Annotated in this window: 17 protein-coding genes; 6 read left to right on the top strand and 11 right to left on the bottom strand. The window is 38.2% G+C overall.

The features are described from left to right. Nucleotides 1–117 precede the first annotated feature (117 nt). A complete protein-coding gene (locus AEQU1_RS07875; protein ID WP_111880195.1) occupies nucleotides 118–633 on the top strand; it encodes a YgcG family protein in 516 nt (171 codons plus the stop codon). Between the two features lie 46 nt (nucleotides 634–679). On the opposite strand, the gene der is transcribed toward AEQU1_RS07875, so the two are convergent. Next, on the bottom strand, nucleotides 680–1,987 hold the full coding sequence (der, locus tag AEQU1_RS07870; protein ID WP_111880201.1) for a ribosome biogenesis GTPase Der: 1,308 nt from the start codon (nucleotides 1,985–1,987) through the stop codon (nucleotides 680–682). Between the two features lie 80 nt (nucleotides 1,988–2,067). Here der and AEQU1_RS07865 point away from each other — a divergent pair, with 80 nt between their 5' ends. Further along, a complete protein-coding gene (locus AEQU1_RS07865; protein WP_111880194.1) occupies nucleotides 2,068–2,556 on the top strand; it encodes a GTP-binding protein in 489 nt (162 codons plus the stop codon). Between the two features lie 18 nt (nucleotides 2,557–2,574). On the opposite strand, the gene AEQU1_RS07860 is transcribed toward AEQU1_RS07865, so the two are convergent. After that, entirely contained in the window at nucleotides 2,575–3,369 is a 795-nt protein-coding gene (locus tag AEQU1_RS07860) for a zinc-dependent peptidase (RefSeq protein ID WP_111880192.1), read from the bottom strand. Next, on the bottom strand, nucleotides 3,366–4,256 hold the full coding sequence (gene era / locus AEQU1_RS07855; RefSeq protein ID WP_111880191.1) for a GTPase Era: 891 nt from the start codon (nucleotides 4,254–4,256) through the stop codon (nucleotides 3,366–3,368). Before era ends, AEQU1_RS07860 begins: the two co-directional genes overlap by 4 nt. 100 nt (nucleotides 4,257–4,356) lie before the next feature. Here era and AEQU1_RS07850 point away from each other — a divergent pair, with 100 nt between their 5' ends. From AEQU1_RS07850 to AEQU1_RS07835, 4 genes are all read left to right on the top strand, one after another. Further along, nucleotides 4,357–4,527, top strand: coding sequence for a DUF5522 domain-containing protein (locus tag AEQU1_RS07850; RefSeq protein ID WP_157881732.1), 171 nt, complete (start codon nucleotides 4,357–4,359; stop codon nucleotides 4,525–4,527). Nucleotides 4,528–4,543: 16 nt separating this feature from the next. Then, complete coding sequence (locus AEQU1_RS07845) at nucleotides 4,544–6,526, top strand: urocanate hydratase (RefSeq protein ID WP_111880200.1); 1,983 nt, start codon at nucleotides 4,544–4,546, stop codon at nucleotides 6,524–6,526. An 11-nt stretch (nucleotides 6,527–6,537) separates the two neighbouring features. Continuing rightward, on the top strand, nucleotides 6,538–7,077 hold the full coding sequence (locus AEQU1_RS07840) for a DUF4136 domain-containing protein (protein ID WP_111880188.1): 540 nt from the start codon (nucleotides 6,538–6,540) through the stop codon (nucleotides 7,075–7,077). Nucleotides 7,078–7,429: 352 nt separating this feature from the next. Beyond that, nucleotides 7,430–7,969 (top strand): hypothetical protein, encoded by a 540-nt coding sequence (locus tag AEQU1_RS07835; protein WP_111880186.1) that lies wholly within the window; start codon nucleotides 7,430–7,432, stop codon nucleotides 7,967–7,969. 56 nt (nucleotides 7,970–8,025) lie between these two features. Here the strand turns inward: AEQU1_RS07835 and AEQU1_RS07830 are convergent, their stop codons facing one another. The 8 genes from AEQU1_RS07830 to paaZ form a co-directional block, all read right to left on the bottom strand. After that, complete coding sequence (locus AEQU1_RS07830; protein ID WP_111880184.1) at nucleotides 8,026–9,636, bottom strand: T9SS type A sorting domain-containing protein; 1,611 nt, start codon at nucleotides 9,634–9,636, stop codon at nucleotides 8,026–8,028. Nucleotides 9,637–9,735: 99 nt separating this feature from the next. Then, on the bottom strand, nucleotides 9,736–11,790 hold the full coding sequence (locus AEQU1_RS07825; protein ID WP_111880183.1) for a thiamine pyrophosphate-dependent enzyme: 2,055 nt from the start codon (nucleotides 11,788–11,790) through the stop codon (nucleotides 9,736–9,738). Between the two features lie 62 nt (nucleotides 11,791–11,852). Further along, the gene (locus tag AEQU1_RS07820; RefSeq protein ID WP_258455226.1) at nucleotides 11,853–13,163 is read right to left on the bottom strand and encodes a dihydrolipoamide acetyltransferase family protein; all 1,311 of its coding nucleotides are present in this window, start codon (nucleotides 13,161–13,163) and stop codon (nucleotides 11,853–11,855) included. Continuing rightward, the gene (locus AEQU1_RS07815; protein ID WP_258455225.1) at nucleotides 13,156–13,473 is read right to left on the bottom strand and encodes a GIY-YIG nuclease family protein; all 318 of its coding nucleotides are present in this window, start codon (nucleotides 13,471–13,473) and stop codon (nucleotides 13,156–13,158) included. The genes AEQU1_RS07820 and AEQU1_RS07815 overlap by 8 nt, the downstream gene beginning before the upstream one ends. Nucleotides 13,474–13,484: 11 nt before the next feature. Next, complete coding sequence (locus AEQU1_RS07810; protein WP_111880179.1) at nucleotides 13,485–14,090, bottom strand: transferase hexapeptide repeat family protein; 606 nt, start codon at nucleotides 14,088–14,090, stop codon at nucleotides 13,485–13,487. A 55-nt stretch (nucleotides 14,091–14,145) separates the two neighbouring features. Next, nucleotides 14,146–14,505 carry a four helix bundle protein gene (locus AEQU1_RS07805; RefSeq protein ID WP_111880177.1) on the bottom strand — a complete coding sequence of 120 codons (360 nt, stop codon included), beginning with the start codon at nucleotides 14,503–14,505 and terminating at the stop codon, nucleotides 14,146–14,148. 89 nt (nucleotides 14,506–14,594) lie between these two features. Continuing rightward, nucleotides 14,595–15,353 carry an enoyl-CoA hydratase/isomerase family protein gene (locus tag AEQU1_RS07800; RefSeq protein WP_111880176.1) on the bottom strand — a complete coding sequence of 253 codons (759 nt, stop codon included), beginning with the start codon at nucleotides 15,351–15,353 and terminating at the stop codon, nucleotides 14,595–14,597. An 88-nt stretch (nucleotides 15,354–15,441) separates the two neighbouring features. Then, entirely contained in the window at nucleotides 15,442–17,937 is a 2,496-nt protein-coding gene (gene paaZ / locus AEQU1_RS07795; RefSeq protein WP_111880174.1) for a phenylacetic acid degradation bifunctional protein PaaZ, read from the bottom strand. Nucleotide 17,938 lies beyond the last annotated feature (1 nt).

Here is a 17,938-nt window from a genome sequence, read left to right as displayed (position 1 = left end):
ATAATTATTCTTGGCGCTTTATTCGGCTTAGGTGGCTTAGGCGGTGGTTTTGGAGGCGGCGGAGGTTTCGGGGGCGGTGGCGCTAGTGGCGGCTGGTAGAATTTAAGCGAGAAAATTATGAACTTTAAGTTTCTATTGTCATCAATTTTACTTCTTACTTGCGTTCTTTCCTGTAAAGTTAACGACAGAGATTATTCAACAGTTTTTCAAGTAAACACCCCTTCTTTAGCAGTAATTGATTCTTCACAAATATTTTCAATTTCAGAAAATTATGAACTTGCCAACAAACTGGTTAAATATGGAGAGAAGACAACTAGACAAATAGCAGTCGTAACAGTAGATTCAATTTCTCCCTACGATGACATTCAAAAATATGGTAGTGATTTAGGAAATTATTGGGGCGTTGGGCAAAAAGATATTGATAATGGACTTATAATTGTTTTTTCGAAGCCACTCCGAAAAGTTGCAATAAGCACGGGTTATGGAACAGAAAAAGTTTTAACTGATTCTATCTGCAAGCAAATAATTGATAGTGTTATGATTCCAAAATTTAAAGAAGATAAATATTACGAAGGAATCGATTTGGGCGTTGACGCACTAATAAAAATATGGGATAATAGCAATATCCCATAAATCATAATACCTACAATGTATTTAAGAAAAAAAATATAACCCAACCCTACTTCTTCCTAAAATAAACCGTAATCGGCACACCGCTAAAATCAAAGTTTTCACGAAGTTTATTTTCAATAAATCGTTTGTACGGATCTTTCACATACTGCGGTAAGTTGCAGAAAAACGCAAAACTCGGGTACGGCGTTGGCAGCTGTGTACAAAATTTTATTTTTACGTATTTCGCTTTGTAAGCCGGAGGAGGATAATTTTGAATTATAGGAAGCATAACTTCATTTAGTTCGCTTGTTTTTACTTTTTTGCTTCGATTTTGGTAAACTTCTACAGCAGTTTCAATAGCCTTATAAATACGTTGTTTAGTTAATACAGAAACAAAAACAATAGGCACATCAACAAAAGGTTCGCATTGCTGGCGTATGTATTTTTCATAATCCTTCACGCTGCTGGTGTCTTTGTCTTCAACCAAATCCCATTTATTAGCTAGAATAACAATCCCTTTATTATTGCGCTGTGCCAGCCAGAAAATATTTTCAACCTGTCCGTCAAAACCACGGGTGGCATCAAAAACAAGGATGATTACATCACAATGCTCTATGGCGCGAACACTTCGCATTACGGAATAAAATTCCAGATCTTCCTTTACTTTGCTTTTTTTACGAATTCCGGCCGTATCAACCAAATTAAATTCAAAACCGAAACGGTCGTATTTGGTATCAATACTATCGCGGGTTGTTCCTGCAATGTCCGTAACAATATATCTATCTTTCCCAATCAATGCGTTAATGAAAGAAGATTTTCCAGCATTTGGACGGCCTACAACTGCAAATCTGGGTAACTCACTATCATCTGGTTCTTCCCTATCTGGCAATGCTTTTACCAAATCGTCAAGCAATTCACCTGTACCGCTACCGTTGATGCTCGAAAGATTGTATTGTTGCTCAAAGCCCAATGAATAAAATTCCATAGCGGCATTTACTCGAGAGGCTGCATCAACTTTATTGATGGCCAAAAATATGGGCTTTTTTGAACGGCGAAGTAGTTTTGCAACCTCTTGATCCATTCCGGTAACGCCACTTTCCACATCTACCATAAAGATTATAGCGTCTGCTTCGTCAATTGCAAGCTCTACTTGTTTGTCTATTTCAGTTTCAAAAATATCATCGCTTCCTTTTACATAACCGCCTGTATCAATCAACGAAAACTCCTTTCCGTTCCAATCACTTTTACCGTAGTGACGGTCGCGCGTAACGCCGCTCACCGCGTCAACAATGGCTTCCCTGCGCTGAATCAATCTATTGAAAAAAGTGGATTTACCTACATTCGGTCTTCCTACGACGGCAACAATGCTCATAATCTTAATTTTAGGGTGCAAAAATAGCTTTTAGTTGGGAGAAAAAATACTATTTTAACTGCTTTAAAAATAAAAGGTAAAGAATGCTTTCAAATGAAATAGTATTGCGCCCACGTTTCCAAATGGAGTTTGAACAGCCTTGTTCACAATTGCTTGAGAAATTTGCAGAAGTAAAAAAGTCTCAAAACAAGTTTGTGGTTTCTTGTGTAGATGACCATATTTTTATAAAACTTCCTAATAAAGAACAGCATTTTTGGTCGCCACAGTTGCATTTGGAAATAGCTGAAAAAGAAAAAAACTCCTGCTCACTACATGGTTTTTTTGGACCTAATCCGACCGTTTGGACTATGTTTATGTTTTTGCATGTGGCTGTTGGAATACTTTTTATGGTAGATTTAACTTGGCTTTATTCTAATTACAATTTGGGAAACCCCATAACTCTTCAAATTGGAATTGCTATTGTTTTAATATTGGTTTGGATTCTGCTCTATTTTGCTGGCGCAATGGGAAAGAAAAAGGGTAAGCCGGGTATGCGGGAGCTTTATAATTTTATGATTCAAACTCTAGGTTGAAAATCCCAATTCTTACACTTAGTTTTTACCTTTTCTTTTTCTATCCGCAGGGTTTTGTTGAAAACACTTTTCAAGCATTTCATAAATTTCAGGATGTTTTTTTCTGAAAAGATTTGGACGCTCAAAAAAATATTCTGAAGCTACGGCTAAGAATTCAACTTCACTAGTACCACCGTATTTTCGGATATCAGATTTATTTTCATTGATGGCTTCCATTTCCTCATGCATCAATTTTAGCCACGGAGTAATATATTGCCTTTGTAAAAGGCGTTCAGGAATTCCATCGGCCACACCATCCATTTTATCAATAAGATGAACAAATTCGTGAATGGAAGTATTTCCTTTATCCGTATCATTTTGAAACCCTAAATGAAGTGCTTTTCTGGAAAGTATCATTTGTTTTTCAAATCTACCCGAACCTACAAGACCAGCAATAATTCGCTTTTCACCTTCATTTTCAAACTCTAGGTCACCGTTGAAATTGTTGGGATAAATTATGATGCCACTAAGATTATTATAATGCCATTCCTTAAATCCGAAAACTGGAATGACTGCACTGGCGGCAATCAGCACTTTATCTAAATCTTCGATTTCGGTTTCAACGGCTTCAATATATACTTCACTTAAAAAAAGCATCATTCGCTGGCGAAACTTTTCTTTTTCAGGAAAGGAAAGCTCCCTGTAAAAATGAACGTGTTCATTTAAAAGTGCTTTCCAATTTTCTGGGAAATTTTTTACGGGGCGTTTCTTATTTCTATTGAAAGCATATACAGTAAAGACCACTAGGCCAATAAAGAGAATAAAATAAATCATTTTTTATTGTTGTACCCAAATCTGCGCAACTGCCGTTCGTCACTACGCCAGTTTTTGTTCACTTTTACGTAAAGCTCAAGATGGATTTGTTTCCCGAAGAACTTTTCCAAATCCTTTCTGGCCTCAATTCCCACGCGTTTTAATGCTGAGCCTTTGTGGCCGATAATAATTCCTTTTTGGGTTTCACGCTCCACCATAATTACACTGCGAATGCGGATGATGGTTTCGTCTTCAAAAAACTCCTCTGTATCAATTTCAACGGAATAGGGAATCTCTTTTTTATAGTGAATCAATATTTTTTCGCGAATGGCTTCATTTACGAAAAACCTTTCGGGCTTGTCGGTCAATTGGTCTTTGGGATAAAATGCTGGAGATTCTGGAAGTAATTCTATAATTCGATTGAAAACTTGGGTAACCCCAAAATTTTGAAGCGCAGAAATTGCGAAAATTTCAGCATTCGGAACTTTTTCCTGCCAAAGTTTAAGCGCTTCGGCTAGCAATTCCTCATTACCGATGTCTATTTTATTTATAAGAAGTAAAACTGGAATTTTAGAATTTGTTATTTTATTGAAAAACGCTTCATCCTTCAATTCCTTCTCGCCCAATTCAACCAGATACAACAGAATATCTGCATCTTCAAAAGCAGATTTAACAAAATCCATCATACTTTCCTGAAGCTGATATGCAGGTTTTATAATTCCTGGAGTATCGCTCAAAAGCACTTGAAAATCATCGCCATTCACAATTCCCAAAATACGGTGGCGTGTAGTTTGTGCTTTAGAAGTGATAATGGAAAGTCGTTCGCCTACAAAAGCATTCATCAGGGTGCTTTTGCCTACGTTTGGGTTTCCTATAATGTTTACAAATCCAGCTTTGTGTTTTGTCATTTCTGTAGTATTGATTTTGCAAATTTAAAGCTTAAATCCCGAAACATTGGATTTGGTTCTATTTTAAAACTTTCAGCATTGAAATCCGTACTTTTGTATTATGCTTTTTCCAAAGAAAAAAATAGAGCTCGAAGAGGGCGATTATTACCTTACACCCGAAGGCTACAAATGCTTCACGGAGCAATATCACTTAAAGCGGGGCTATTGCTGTGAAAGTGGTTGCCGTCATTGTCCGTATGGATTTGACAAAAAAACTGGAAAGCATCAATAAAAAATATATTCAGAAAATGACTTTTAAAGAACAAATACAACAAGGTATTCCTTCAATTTTGCCAGAAACGAAACCTTATGACCCATCTATAAATCACGCACCAAAACGGAAAGACATTCTTTCAAAAGAAGAAAAAGAACTGGCTTTGCGCAATGCACTTCGTTATTTTGAGCCAAAACACCACGCCACGCTCTTACCCGAGTTTCGTGATGAACTTGAAAAATACGGTCGAATTTATATGTACCGTTTTCGTCCAGATTATAAGATCTATGCACGACCCATCGAAGAATATCCCGGAGAATGTGAACAAGCAAAAGCTATAATGTTGATGATCCAAAACAACTTGGATTATGCAGTGGCACAGCACCCACATGAACTTATTACTTATGGTGGAAATGGCGCAGTCTTTCAAAATTGGGCGCAGTATCTTTTAGTCATGAAATATCTTTCTGAGATGACTGACGCGCAGACTTTGGCAGTGTATTCTGGGCATCCAATGGGTTTATTTCCTTCACATAAAGATGCACCTAGGGTGGTTGTAACTAACGGAATGATGATCCCGAACTATTCAAAACCTGATGATTGGGAAAAATTCAATGCGCTTGGCGTAACGCAATACGGGCAAATGACAGCGGGAAGTTATATGTACATTGGCCCGCAGGGCATTGTTCACGGAACTACAATTACAGTTTTGAACGGCTTCCGGAAAATTAAAAAAGAAACAAATGGTGGTTTATTCCTAACCTCAGGTCTTGGCGGAATGAGTGGCGCACAACCAAAAGCTGGAAATATTGCAGGTTGCGTAACGGTCTGCGCCGAAGTAAACAAAAAAGCTACTGAAACCAGACACAGCCAAGGTTGGGTTGATGAAGTAATTTCAGATTTAGATGCGCTTTCAAAACGGGTTAAAGAAGCAATAGAGAATAAAGAAACCGTTTCTATAGCTTATGACGGAAATATTGTTGATGTCTGGGAAAAATTCGCCGAAGATAATATTCATATTGATTTGGGAAGCGACCAAACCTCACTGCACAATCCGTGGGCGGGCGGTTATTATCCTGTTGGGTTGACGTATGAGGAAGCCAATGAAATGATGGCCAACAATCCTGAACAATTCAAAAAAGATGTACAGAAAAGCTTGCGCCGCCAAGTGGAAGCTATTAATAAACACACTGCAAAAGGCACATACTTTTTCGATTATGGAAACGCTTTTCTTTTGGAAGCTTCCCGTGCGGGAGCAGCTATTCTTTCCGAAGATAAAAGCAAAGAATTTAGATATCCTTCCTATGTTCAAGACATAATGGGACCGATGTGTTTTGATTATGGCTTCGGGCCTTTTCGATGGGTTTGTGCTTCTGGCAAGCCAGAAGATCTTCAAAAAACGGATGAGATAGCCTGTAAAGTTTTGGAAGATTTAATGAAGAATTCACCAGAAGAAATCCAACAGCAGATGCAGGACAACATTACTTGGATAAAAGGTGCGCAGGAAAATAAACTGGTGGTGGGTTCGCAAGCCCGCATTCTTTATGCAGATTCTGATGGGCGTTTGCAGATTGCTTCCGCTTTCAACAAAGCGATTTCGGAAGGAAAAATTGGTCCGGTTATTTTAGGGCGCGACCATCACGATGTTTCGGGAACCGATTCGCCTTATCGGGAAACTTCAAATATTTATGATGGAAGTAGGTTTACGGCTGATATGGCAATCCAAAACGTGATTGGCGATAGCTTTCGCGGCGCTACGTGGGTCAGTATTCACAATGGAGGTGGCGTAGGCTGGGGCGAAGTAATAAACGGCGGTTTCGGAATGGTTCTTGATGGTAGTGAGGATGCGCAACGACGTTTGGAAAATATGCTATTCTGGGATGTAAATAACGGAATAGCACGACGCAGTTGGGCACGGAATGAAGAAGCTGTTTTCGCAATAAAACGTGCGATGGAGAACAATCCGCATTTAAAAGTTACGCTTCCAAATTTTGTTGATGATAATTTATTCAAATAAAGATAACTCCTATGAAAGCACTTAAATTTTTACCGCTGTTGTTTCTTTTTATTTTAACCTCCTGCTCCACTGTTCGCGTGGCGACGGATTTCGACAAAGAAGCAAATTTTAATGAGTACAACTCCTTCGCCTTTTTTAAGCCTGGGATAGACAAAGCCGAAATCAGCGATTTAGACAAGAAACGCATTCTTCGCGCAATTGAATCAAATCTTACAATGAAAGGAATGTCCAAATCAGAAAATCCAGATTTGTTAGTTAGCATTTTTACCAAAGAGCGCGAGCGCGTTGATGTCTACAATAATAATTTTGGTTACGGCTGGGGTTGGAATCCTTGGTATTACGGCAGTTATTATGGAGGAAGCAATGTTTCCCGTTCAACTGAAGGCACATTATATATAGATTTGATTGATGCAAAAACCAACAATCTTGTATGGCAAGGTATGGGAAGTGCAGATTTGGTAACATATGATATAGACAAAAAGGAAGAACGCATTCGTGAAATAGTAGCAAAAATTTTAGCGGAATATCCACCCGGAGCTATGAAGAATTAAGCTCAAACCTCACTACTAACAAAATCTTATTCTGAAAAACTTTTCGTAGTCAGAAAATAATTCTTAGTCGAATGAGAGTATTGATGTAATTCGAAAAGCATAAGAAAAGGTAATCTGGGTACATTACAAATATTACTTTCGGGATAAATGCTACCTTTTCTGGAATAACGATTTTAAAAATTATTCGGACCAATCCAATTTAAAAAAGATTTACAAAAAGAAAATTTAGTTTTAGAATAATATTTCAAATGACTAAATACCGTTGATTTTTGATACTCATTATTTCAATGCGGGATTATATCCATATTTTAATTAATTTTATGTTTTACATAAATTCGATTTAAAAATATTGATGGCAAAACTTTCAAAATATAATCAGCGCTCCCTTTATGGAGGACTGATTGCAGCAATTATTACTGGAACTGGCGTTTTCCTTTTAGGCAATGTTTCAGGCTACGAAGCAAAAAATTTAATAACCTCTTCTCTGCCAGGCATAAATATGTTATGTAACACCATTGCCCTTGCTTCAGCAACAATCTTGGCTCTTTTGCTGACACTATTGGGTTTAAGTTCTGGCTCATCTTCTAAGCTAAAAAAAGAGCATTACCTTCAAGTAATGACTATTGCTAAATTGGATACAATCCTTTTTGTGGTTTCCATTATTCTCTTTCAAGTTTTCAATATTCCCATTACCGAATCTGATGAATTGCCAACAACTTGGTATTCGAGCATTTATTGGGCAACCCTTTTTCTTTCCTCCCTTTTAAGCGGAGGGATTGTGTCGGTAATATTAATGCTTTATAACACAGTAATCAATATGATAAAAATTGTAGGCTTGGGTGAAAAAGACCATCCACTTGTTTTTCATGATGGTGATAAAGAAGATGAATAAAAGAGCCTTCCAAAAAAATGAGAAGGCTTTAAAAATAATTGAGAATAAGTATATATTTACTGCTTAACCAATTTTATTCCTTTTTTCATTCCTTCCTTTGTGGAAATATTCATAAAGTAAATTCCAGAATTCCAGCTCTGCGTATTAAGGTTTATTTCAGTTTCTCCCTTGTATTCAGCACTAAACAATTGTTGGCCCAATGCATTAAATATTGAAATTGCTTCAATTGGTGAATTACTGTTTACAATCATTTCATCATCTACAGGATTTGCAAAAAACACCGTTGCATTAGAAAATTCTTCTACTCCTGCAGTTTCATCAACAACATTTTGCGCATATATCTTCATGCCGGTTCCTTTGTCTTCAATAAAGACTGCAACATTTTGCAGATTTGTTGGTTTCGTAAACTTCACTCTACTTTTGTTTGCTGCAAAAGTAGCAACAGGACGTGTTTCTTCTGGCCAAGCAAAATCACCTGTCTCATCAAGGTAAACTACATTCAAAGTAGTTGGTGAAACTCCGTTGTCTACCCCTTCTTCCATAAGAAATAGAGGACTGTCATTTCTTAATTGAAGTGAGCCAGCATGTGATTTATCATCACCAATGGGAAATACAACTTTAGCATTATTCGTCAATTCACGTGCTCCTGAAATTTTATCAAATTTTTGAACATATTCGCCACGCGCACTCTGGCTAGCATTTCTATATGTTGAAACTGACCATATATATTGGGATCCAGACTGGAATGCAATTTCAGTTTCCATTTCATAATCAGTTTCATTGGTATCGAAATCTGAACCATTTATGCCCCATGGCAATGTTCCATCAGGATTTATTCTTTGCAAATATGAATCAAAACGATTTCCCGCCGAAGCAAAATAGCCCATATAAACTACATCACCTTCCTGTACACCTTGATATGAGTTGATAAAAGCCGTAGCTCTGTCTGCAATTTGAACTGCATTGGCCCATACAGGGTTCCCATTTACATCATACCGTTGAGCATATAAAAATGAGCTAATACCCGTGAGAAGCTTATGAAAAACTGCAATATACTCTCCGCCAGAAACCTCAAAGAAATTGCCGGGAGCAGAATTACCTGCGCCTGTTGTAAGCGGTTTGGTAGTTGGCCATACTGCGGCACCAGTTGAATCGTATTTTTGCATAACTGCTCCTGAATTAGACAACCAACTAACGATCGCCCCACCTGCAGATAGAGGCAACACGGTAACTACATTTCCGCTGCCAACGTTTACCCCATTTGCACCCCATAAATGGCTTCCGTTAGTGTCCATTTTAAAAACATAGGCGGGGTCTCCACCACCAGTTCCCGTTGCTCCTATATAAAGATTGTTATCTGCATCAACCACTGTAGTCATAATTACGGTAGAAGTACTCATTGGGATTTGGTCGCTTACAAGCATTCCGTCACTCCCCAATTTTTGATTGCCATCAGCATCCATAACCTGCATACGCAATTCAATATTAGTCGGCGCTCCCACGTTTTTCCAAAAAACAACATAGGTTTGACCATCGCTAGTTCCTTTAGCCTGCATATCAAGCTCTCCCGATTCTGCTACTAGCGTATTCAAATCAGTATTTGTGGTCCATTGTGCGTGTAGTAAGGCTACACTAAATAGTGCGAAAAGAGTAATTATTGGTTTCATGAAAATGTGTTTTAAATTAATTTTATTGCTATTAACAAACCTAAAAGAATAACAAGTTTTTTAATTAAATAAACACTTTTTTCAAAGTAGCTTAGCTATTCAATAGTTTAGTATTTCAAGTATTTTATTCTTCACTTTTTCAGTTGAAGGAATCATCGTTTCTTCCAAAACAGAATTAAGCGGGATTGCGGGCATATTTTCAGAGCCAATCAACATCACCGGCGCATCCAATTGCTGAAAACATTCTTCTTGAATTCTGCCCTGCAAACCTCTACTGAAACCATTTTCGGAAGGTTCCTCGGTAACTACAAGACATTTTCCACATTTCCTCACGCTTTTGAAAACCGTCTCATAATCCAAAGGATGAAGCGTTCGTAAATCTACCACTTCAATTTTATCCTGCATTCCAAGTTCTTCGGAAGCATTCATCGCCCAGTGCACCCCCATTCCATAAGTAATTATTGAAAGTGTTTCAGTTTCTTCCTGTTTCCAGATTTCCTGTAAAACCCAAGCTTTTCCGAAAGGTAAAATATAATCTTCAGAAGGCATCAATGAGGTTGCACCTTTTGTGCCTTTCACTTTGCTCCAATATAGACCTTTATGTTCAAAAATGACAACAGGATTTGGATCGTAATATGCAGCTTTCAGCAAACCTTTTAAATCGGCGCCATTACTTGGATACGCAATTTTTAACCCGCGTATATTTGTAATAATGCTTTCCACGGAAGAAGAATGATATGGCCCACCGCTTCCGTAAGCACCAATAGGCACACGTAAAACCATAGAAACAGGCCATTTTCCGTTTGATAGATAACAGCTCCGGGAAACCTCAGTAAAAAGTTGATTTAATCCAGGCCAAATATAATCGGCAAACTGAACCTCAACGATTGGTTTTAGTCCAACAGCGCTCATTCCGACTGTACTTCCAACAATAAATGCTTCTTGAATAGGCGTATTAAAAACGCGATTGTCTCCAAATTTCTGAGCCAAAGTCGCCGCTTCGCGGAAAACGCCGCCCAAACGGCCACCAACATCCTGTCCGTATAATAGACATTCGGGGTGTTTCGCCATTAATTCTTCAATAGCAAAAAGGGCACAATCTACCATGACCACTTTTTCACCACCTTTTGGGGAACGCTCCCCTACTTCTTCAGTAATTTCAGTTGGCGCGAAATCGTGTGTGAATAAATCTTCTGGTTTTGGATCCTCGGCTTTCATCGCTTTTTCCAGCGCTTTTGTCACTTCCGCGAAGGCGGAAGTCTCAACCTCATCTAACTCCTCATCTTTGAAACCATTTTCCAACAACAACTTTTTCAACTTCGGATACGGATCGCGACTTCTTGCTTCCTCCAAATCATCACGATAAAACTCCATCCGAACTCCGGAAGTGTGATGATTTAACAATGGAACTTTAGCGTGTACCAAAAACGGTCTTCTTTCTTTTCTGATTTTTGAAATTACATCTTGAATAGTATTATAACTCTCTTCAAAATCAGTCCCATCAATTGAAATAGCTTCCAAACCGTGAAACCCCTTGGCATATTCAAACGCATCTTGGGCACGAGTTTCGGCTGCATTCGCTGAAATATCCCAACCGTTGTCCTGCACCAAATAAAGAATTGGCAACTGTTTTAAAGCGGCCATTTGAAAAGCTTCGGCAATCTCACCTTCGGTAACAGATGCGTCACCTAAACTGCAAACAACAATAGGAAGTTCTGACGTTTCATTTTTGAATTCTGACTTAAAAGACTCTTTATACCAAAACCCCATCGCAACACCAGTTGCAGGAATTGCCTGCATTCCCGTGGCTGAACTTTGATGCGGAATTTTTGGTTTGTCATCATCTTTTAAACTGGGATGCGAATAGTATGTTCTTCCACCAGAAAATGGATCGTCTTTTTTTGCTAAAACTTGAAGCATCAGCTCGTAGGGTTTCATTCCTATAGCCAATAAAATAGAATCATCGCGATAATATGGAAATACATAATCCTGCGGCAAAAGCTGCATTCCCAAGGCAGTCTGAATCACTTCGTGACCGCGCGAAGTGGCGTGCACATATTTTGAAACAACCTTGAAATTTTCTTCATAAATTTCTGTCATCGCTTTTGCAGTGACGAGATTTTTAAAGGCTTTTTTTAATATATCTTTATTCATTGTTTATTTTTTGGAGTGATGAAACACGACGATTGGGATCAAGACTAATAATTCGCCTTGGATCAAAACGTCCTTTCTACATCAAACTTTTCCATATAATTCGCAATTCTTCGTAAAAAAGAACCTGCCAAATAACCATCCACAATTCTATGGTCGAAGGAAAGCGAGAGGTACATCATCTGTCTAATTTCGATAGTATCGCCCTCTTCCCGCTCCATAACCTCAGCGCGTTTTTTTATGATTCCCGTTGCGAGAATCGCGGCTTCGGGTTGGTTGATGATAGGTGTTCCCATTAAGCTTCCGAAAGTTCCAACGTTACTAATTGTAAAAGTGCTTCCTTTGGTATCATCCCCTTTCAATTTGTTATCACGGGATTTTCCAACCAATTCGTTTGTGGTTTTTGCCAGTTCCTTTAAATCTTTCTTATCCGCATTTTTCACGACAGGAACAATTAAATTTCCAGAAGGAAGTGCCGTAGCCATCCCAATATTTATTTCCTCTTTTACAATAATATTTGTTCCATCAAGCGTGGAATTTATCATTGGAAAATCTGTGATTGCTTTTGCAACACATTCTATAAATAGCGGAGTAAACGTAAGTTTTTCGTTGTGTTTTTTCTGAAAAGCAACTTTGTTTTTGTTTCGCCAATTAACCATTTCGGTCAAATCTGCTTCTACGTATGCGGTAACGTGCGGCGCAGTGCTAGCACTAAAAACCATATGATCCGCAATCATTTGGCGCATACGGTCCATTTCTACGATTTTGCCTTTTCCTTTATCGAATTTTAAATCGGGGATTTGAAATGTGGGATTCCCGTCTTCGCGGGAATTTTGTACAAACTGAAACGGACGACCGTTTTCCAAATAATTTGAAACATCACTTTTTCGCAGACGGCCGTCTTTTCCTGTTCCGGAAATTCGAGCGAGCTCCTCATAACTTATATGATTTTTACGGGCAACGGCATCAACCAAAGGTGAAATGAAAACGTTTTCGTTTACTTTAAATGAAGCTGGTTTTGAGACTTGTTTTTGTCCTTTTGTTTTTTCGGAAGAATCTTTAACTATATTTTTTTCAGTAGTTTTTTTTGATGATGTTGAAACTCCCTTTTCATCGGAAAGCTCTAAAATCGCTATCACTTCCCCAACGGGAACAATATCCTTTGCTTTAAATTTATGTTCAAGCATTTTTCCGGAAGCAGGCGCAGGAACTTCATTGTCCACTTTATCAGTGGCAACTTCCAGCAGAATATCGCCTTCTTCAAAAGAATCACCTTCGTTTATCATCCAATTGATGATCGTTCCTTCTGTAATACTTTCGCCCATTTTGGGCATTTTGAATTCCTGCGCAGGCAGGAATCTCTTTTCGTCACTCATTTCTAAGTTTATTAAAATTTAAGTTCCAATTCGTACTCAAATCAGACCAACTCGGATTCATTTCTTCAATTAATTTAATCTTCCAATCACGTTTCCATTTCTTCATTTGCAATTCTCTTTTGGAAGCTATAACGCCTTCATTATATTCTTCAAAATATATTAATTTATCGCAATTGTATTTTGCCGTGAAACTGTTTGGATAAATTTTTAACTTATGTTCTTTTACTCTTTCTTCAATATTATTGGTACAGCCTACATACAAAATGCCGTTAGCCTTGTTTGCCATAATATAAACATACCAAAGGTTCACGTATACTTGGTTTAAGATTCCTGCCTTCGCAGAAATTGGTTCAAAGTTTTAAAAAAATCCTCCTGTTTTGGCCTATTCTTGGGAATTTCCCGAAGCGGCTCCACCTCTTTTAAACTTTCGTGACAGTCTTTGGGCAATTGTTGGTATAATCTTGTTCCCGCAGTTTTCCAAGCAATCATTTCATCTGAAATGTCTTTAATTGCCTTTGCAGGATTCCCTAAAATTAATTTCCGCTTTGGAAATTTCTCTTCAGCTTTTACAAAACTCATTGCGCCAACGATGCATTCATCACCAATCTCGGCATCGTCCATTATAACACTGTTCATGCCAATCAAACAATTACGACCCAAATTAGCGCCGTGAATTATTGCGCCGTGGCCCACATGAGCACTTTCTTTTAGCACAATACTTTTCCCTGGAAACATATGTACCGTACAATTTTCCTGAACGTTGACGCCATCTTCCAAAATAATTTCGCCCCAATCGCCACGAATAGCAGCGCCTGGGCCGATATAGCAGTTTTTTCCAATGATAACATTTCCAGTAACTGCCGCCAATGGGTGGACGAAACTGCTTTCGTGAACTACTGGAATATGGCCTTTGAAACTGTAAATCATTGTTTTAAATTATTTGATAAAAAGATAAATGGACAAAAGGATTAAGAGACAGTTTTTAGTTTAATGTATTTTTAAAATTTGATATCATTGCCTGTAATTTTTGTATAGTTTGTAAATTCTTTTCAAATGTAATATGGTCTATATATTGCAAATCAAACGCACAAATCAATTGTGTCTCCCATTCAAATGAAGAACCCAAAGCAGTTTCTAAATACTGAATGAAATGCTTATCGGAATTTCGGGCCGAACCCTCTGCAATATTTGATGCAATAGAAATAGAACAACGCTGCAACTGATTTGAAAGACCATAAATTTCAGATTTAGGGAATTTGCAAGTAATAGTATAGGTTTCCCTCACAAGCTTTCTTGCTTCCTGCCAAATTGCCAATTTTCTAAAATTATGCTTTAATGCCAATTTAAACTACATTATTTTTTCATCTTTTTCGTCCTTTTCGTCTTTTTATCCTTTGGTCTTTTTACTATTTGATCCGTTCGTGTCTACAATTAACCTTCGCCAAACTTTTTCAATGTTTCCTTCGTAAATGCCGAAAGCACCAATCTTCCTGAAATCACTGCTCTTTCAGCCAATAATTCATCCCAATCATCTGTTCCGCGCCAGAAAACTTTTTTCATTTCTTTCATTGCCTCTGGATTGTAAGTGCACAGATTTTCTGCACATTTCTGAACGGCTTCATCTAACTCTTCCAAAGAATCAAACACTTGATTGTACAAACCTTTTTGTCGCGCCCATTCGGCTTCATAAAAAGAATTAGCGTCAATGGCAATTTGACTCATTCCGCTCAATCCAAGTTTACGTTCAACGGCTGGGCCAACTACAAAAGGTCCAATTCCAATATTTAGTTCACTTAATTTAATCGCAGCAAATTTTGTCGCCATACAGTAATCGGTTGCAGAAGCAAGTCCTACGGCGCCACCAACGGTTTTTCCCTGAATTCTTCCAATGATAAATTTTGGGCATTTGCGCATTGCATTGATGACGTTTGCGAAACCGCTGAAAAAGACTTTTCCAGTTTCGGCATCGTTAATGTTTATGAGTTCGGTGAAACTAGCACCAGCACAGAAAGTTCTGTTGCCACCACTTTTCAGAATAATAACTTTTACATCGTCATTATTTCCAGCTTCGGTGATTGTATTTGCAAGTTTTGCCAACAAATCTCCCGGAAGGCTATTATGAGCCGGATGGAAGAATTCAATGGTTGCGATTGCGTTTTCGGTTTTTATGTTTACGTACGGTTTATCCATTCTTAAATAATAAATTTTAAATGCAAAATGTAAAAGTATCATTCAAACCAACTTTTACATTTTTAATTTTACATTTTTCGGTTTTAAATTATAGTAATCCGAATTGCTCAAAATGATGATTCAAATGCTTCCGCTCCATCAAATACCATTCGTAACGGTTTAATTCGCCAAAAACTAAATTGTTCAATTTAGCGTCTGGGTTTTCTTTGAAATAGGTTTTATAGGCTTCCCTTTCTTCAAGAAATTTCTCTTTCGCCATTGCTAAATCAGGATGCCTTAAAGTATCCAATATATCTTTTTCCAACAATGGAAATTGTGAGTTCATTGGAAATTTTTTATAATTATAAAGACTCGCGTGAACTTTTTCCAAAATTTTTTCGGGAGTAGCCACTTCAAAATCCTGAATCTTTCCCGAAGCAATTTTATAGGTGTATTCCAAATGTTCCAACATATGTTGTGGCGTCATAATACCCCATTTTGGTTTTGTATCTTCGGTCAATTTGTTCAATAATTCCTGAATTTTTTTATCAGTCATTTCAACAAAAGTCTCTTGCTTTTTCTGAACCATCGTGAGAATTGTAGCCAAAGCAACTAATTCATCTTCGGCATCAAAAACCTCAACAAACCATTTTACGATTCCACTAGGATGCTCTGCGGAAGCGACGTCTCTATCAACTTTTTGTTTGCAAGTCAACCGAACATAAACGGTATCATTATGATACAACGGACGCAGGAAACGGCAGTCTTCCAAACCGTAGTTTGCAGCAACAGGACCTTTGTTTGGATAGACAAACAACCCTGCAGCAGCGGAAATAATGAAATAACCGTGGGCAGTCCGCTTTTCAAAAATACTTCCGTCAAGTGAAGTTATATCAGTATGGGCATAAAAATGATCCCACGTAAGATTGGCGAAATTTATAATATCTGTATCCGTAAATGTACGCTTATGTGTTTTAAGCGACATTCCCGGCTCGATATCTTCCCAATGGTATTTGAAAGGATGTTGTTCGGCTTCTTTATATTCTGAATTAGGCTGATAAATACCTGTCACTTCTGTTAAAGTTGTTGGCGAACCTTGAATAGCACAACGCTGTAAATAATGTTTTATACCACGAATACCGCCCATTTCTTCTCCTCCACCCGCACGTCCAGGTCCACCGTGAATAAGGTTTGGTAACGGCGAACCGTGACCTGTACTTTCTTTGGCGCTTTCCCTATTCAAAATTAAAATCCTTCCGTGATGCGTTGCTGCGGAAACAGTGTATTCTTTTGCAATTCTATTATCGTTGGTTATAATGGAACTTACCAACGAACCTTTTCCCATTTTGGAAAGCTTAATGGCTTCTTCCAAATTTTTATAAGGCATTAATGTACTCACAGGGCCGAAAGCTTCGGTTATGTGCGCTGCTTCGTTTTGCAACGGATTGTCTTCGCGAAGCAAAATAGGTTTCATAAAAGATCCCTTTTTTGAATCGGCGCCAGTGACTTTAAAATCATCAAAATCGCCGTAAACAATTTTTGCTGTACTTGTAATTTTTGAAATCTGCTCTTTTACTGAATTTCGTTGTGCGTCGTTTACCAACGACCCCATTCGAACCTCTTTCAAACGCGGATCACCAATGGTTACTTTATCGAGCTGCTTCCCGAGAGCGATTTGAACATCTTCCATCAATTTTTCGGGAACAATTATTCGTCGGATTGCGGTACATTTTTGACCACATTTTACGGTCATTTCATTTCGGACTTCCTTAATAAAAAGATCGAATTCGGGAGTTCCCGGAACGGCATCCTCGCCTAAAATAGCGGCATTCAAACTATCGGCTTCCATCGTGAAAGGAACCGATTCCTCAATCAATCGCGGATGTTGTTTTAGTATTTTTCCCGTGCTTGCAGAACCAGTAAACGTAACCACATCTTGTGATTCTACAGTGTCTAGAATGTTTTTTGCAGTTCCTGAAATAAGTTGAAGTGAACCTTCGGGAAGAATTTTTGAAGCGATTATTTCTCGAACAACTGCTTCAGTTAAATAAGCAGTTTGCGGAGCTGGCAAAACTACGGCTGGCATTCCAGCCATCCAGTTTACGGCACATTTCTCCAACATTCCCCAAACAGGAAAGTTGAAAGCATTTATATGTACCGCAACACCCTCGCGAGGCACCATAATGTGGTGCGCCATAAAACGTCCGCCTCGGGAAAGATCAATCGGGTCGCCTTCTACGTCAAAAGGTTGGTTTGGAAATAATTTCCGAAGGGATGCATTGGCAAACAGATTACCGAAACCACCTTCAATATCAATCCAACTATCAATTTTTGTAGCTCCGGTTCTATAACTTATTTCATAAAACTGTTCCTTTTTTTTAGTAAGGTACATTGCCAATTTTTTCAGCAATAGTCCACGTTCCTGAAAAGTCATTTTGCGAAGTACATTTCCTTTTTCCCTTCCGTATTGTAAGATTGAAGGAATATCAAGTCCTTCCGTAGTTACGCTTGTAAACTGTTCTCCGGTTATAGAATCGAGAATTGGGCTTCCCTCTCCTTTTCCATCCGTCCAATTTCCTAATATATAATGTTGTGTTTTTTGCATA

This window comes from Aequorivita sp. CIP111184 (genome assembly GCF_900489465.1).
GTDB lineage: Bacteria > Bacteroidota > Bacteroidia > Flavobacteriales > Flavobacteriaceae > Aequorivita.
The sequence above is the reverse complement of the archived record's forward strand: the minus strand, read 5'-3'. Positions and strand labels throughout refer to the sequence as shown.

What these genes read in the sequence shown, in the direction of transcription:
- AEQU1_RS07875 (WP_111880195.1), top strand. Translation starts at nt 118, where the DNA reads ATGAACTTTAAGTTTCTATTGTCATCAATTTTACTTCTTACTTGCGTT.
- AEQU1_RS07865 (WP_111880194.1), top strand. Translation starts at nt 2,068, where the DNA reads ATGCTTTCAAATGAAATAGTATTGCGCCCACGTTTCCAAATGGAGTTT.
- AEQU1_RS07860 (WP_111880192.1), bottom strand. Translation starts at nt 3,369, where the DNA reads ATGATTTATTTTATTCTCTTTATTGGCCTAGTGGTCTTTACTGTATAT.
- era (WP_111880191.1), bottom strand. Translation starts at nt 4,256, where the DNA reads ATGACAAAACACAAAGCTGGATTTGTAAACATTATAGGAAACCCAAAC.
- AEQU1_RS07850 (WP_157881732.1), top strand. Translation starts at nt 4,357, where the DNA reads ATGCTTTTTCCAAAGAAAAAAATAGAGCTCGAAGAGGGCGATTATTAC.
- AEQU1_RS07845 (WP_111880200.1), top strand. Translation starts at nt 4,544, where the DNA reads ATGACTTTTAAAGAACAAATACAACAAGGTATTCCTTCAATTTTGCCA.
- AEQU1_RS07840 (WP_111880188.1), top strand. Translation starts at nt 6,538, where the DNA reads ATGAAAGCACTTAAATTTTTACCGCTGTTGTTTCTTTTTATTTTAACC.
- AEQU1_RS07835 (WP_111880186.1), top strand. Translation starts at nt 7,430, where the DNA reads ATGGCAAAACTTTCAAAATATAATCAGCGCTCCCTTTATGGAGGACTG.
- AEQU1_RS07830 (WP_111880184.1), bottom strand. Translation starts at nt 9,636, where the DNA reads ATGAAACCAATAATTACTCTTTTCGCACTATTTAGTGTAGCCTTACTA.
- AEQU1_RS07825 (WP_111880183.1), bottom strand. Translation starts at nt 11,790, where the DNA reads ATGAATAAAGATATATTAAAAAAAGCCTTTAAAAATCTCGTCACTGCA.
- AEQU1_RS07820 (WP_258455226.1), bottom strand. Translation starts at nt 13,163, where the DNA reads ATGAGTGACGAAAAGAGATTCCTGCCTGCGCAGGAATTCAAAATGCCC.
- AEQU1_RS07810 (WP_111880179.1), bottom strand. Translation starts at nt 14,090, where the DNA reads ATGATTTACAGTTTCAAAGGCCATATTCCAGTAGTTCACGAAAGCAGT.
- AEQU1_RS07800 (WP_111880176.1), bottom strand. Translation starts at nt 15,353, where the DNA reads ATGGATAAACCGTACGTAAACATAAAAACCGAAAACGCAATCGCAACC.
- paaZ (WP_111880174.1), bottom strand. Translation starts at nt 17,937, where the DNA reads ATGCAAAAAACACAACATTATATATTAGGAAATTGGACGGATGGAAAA.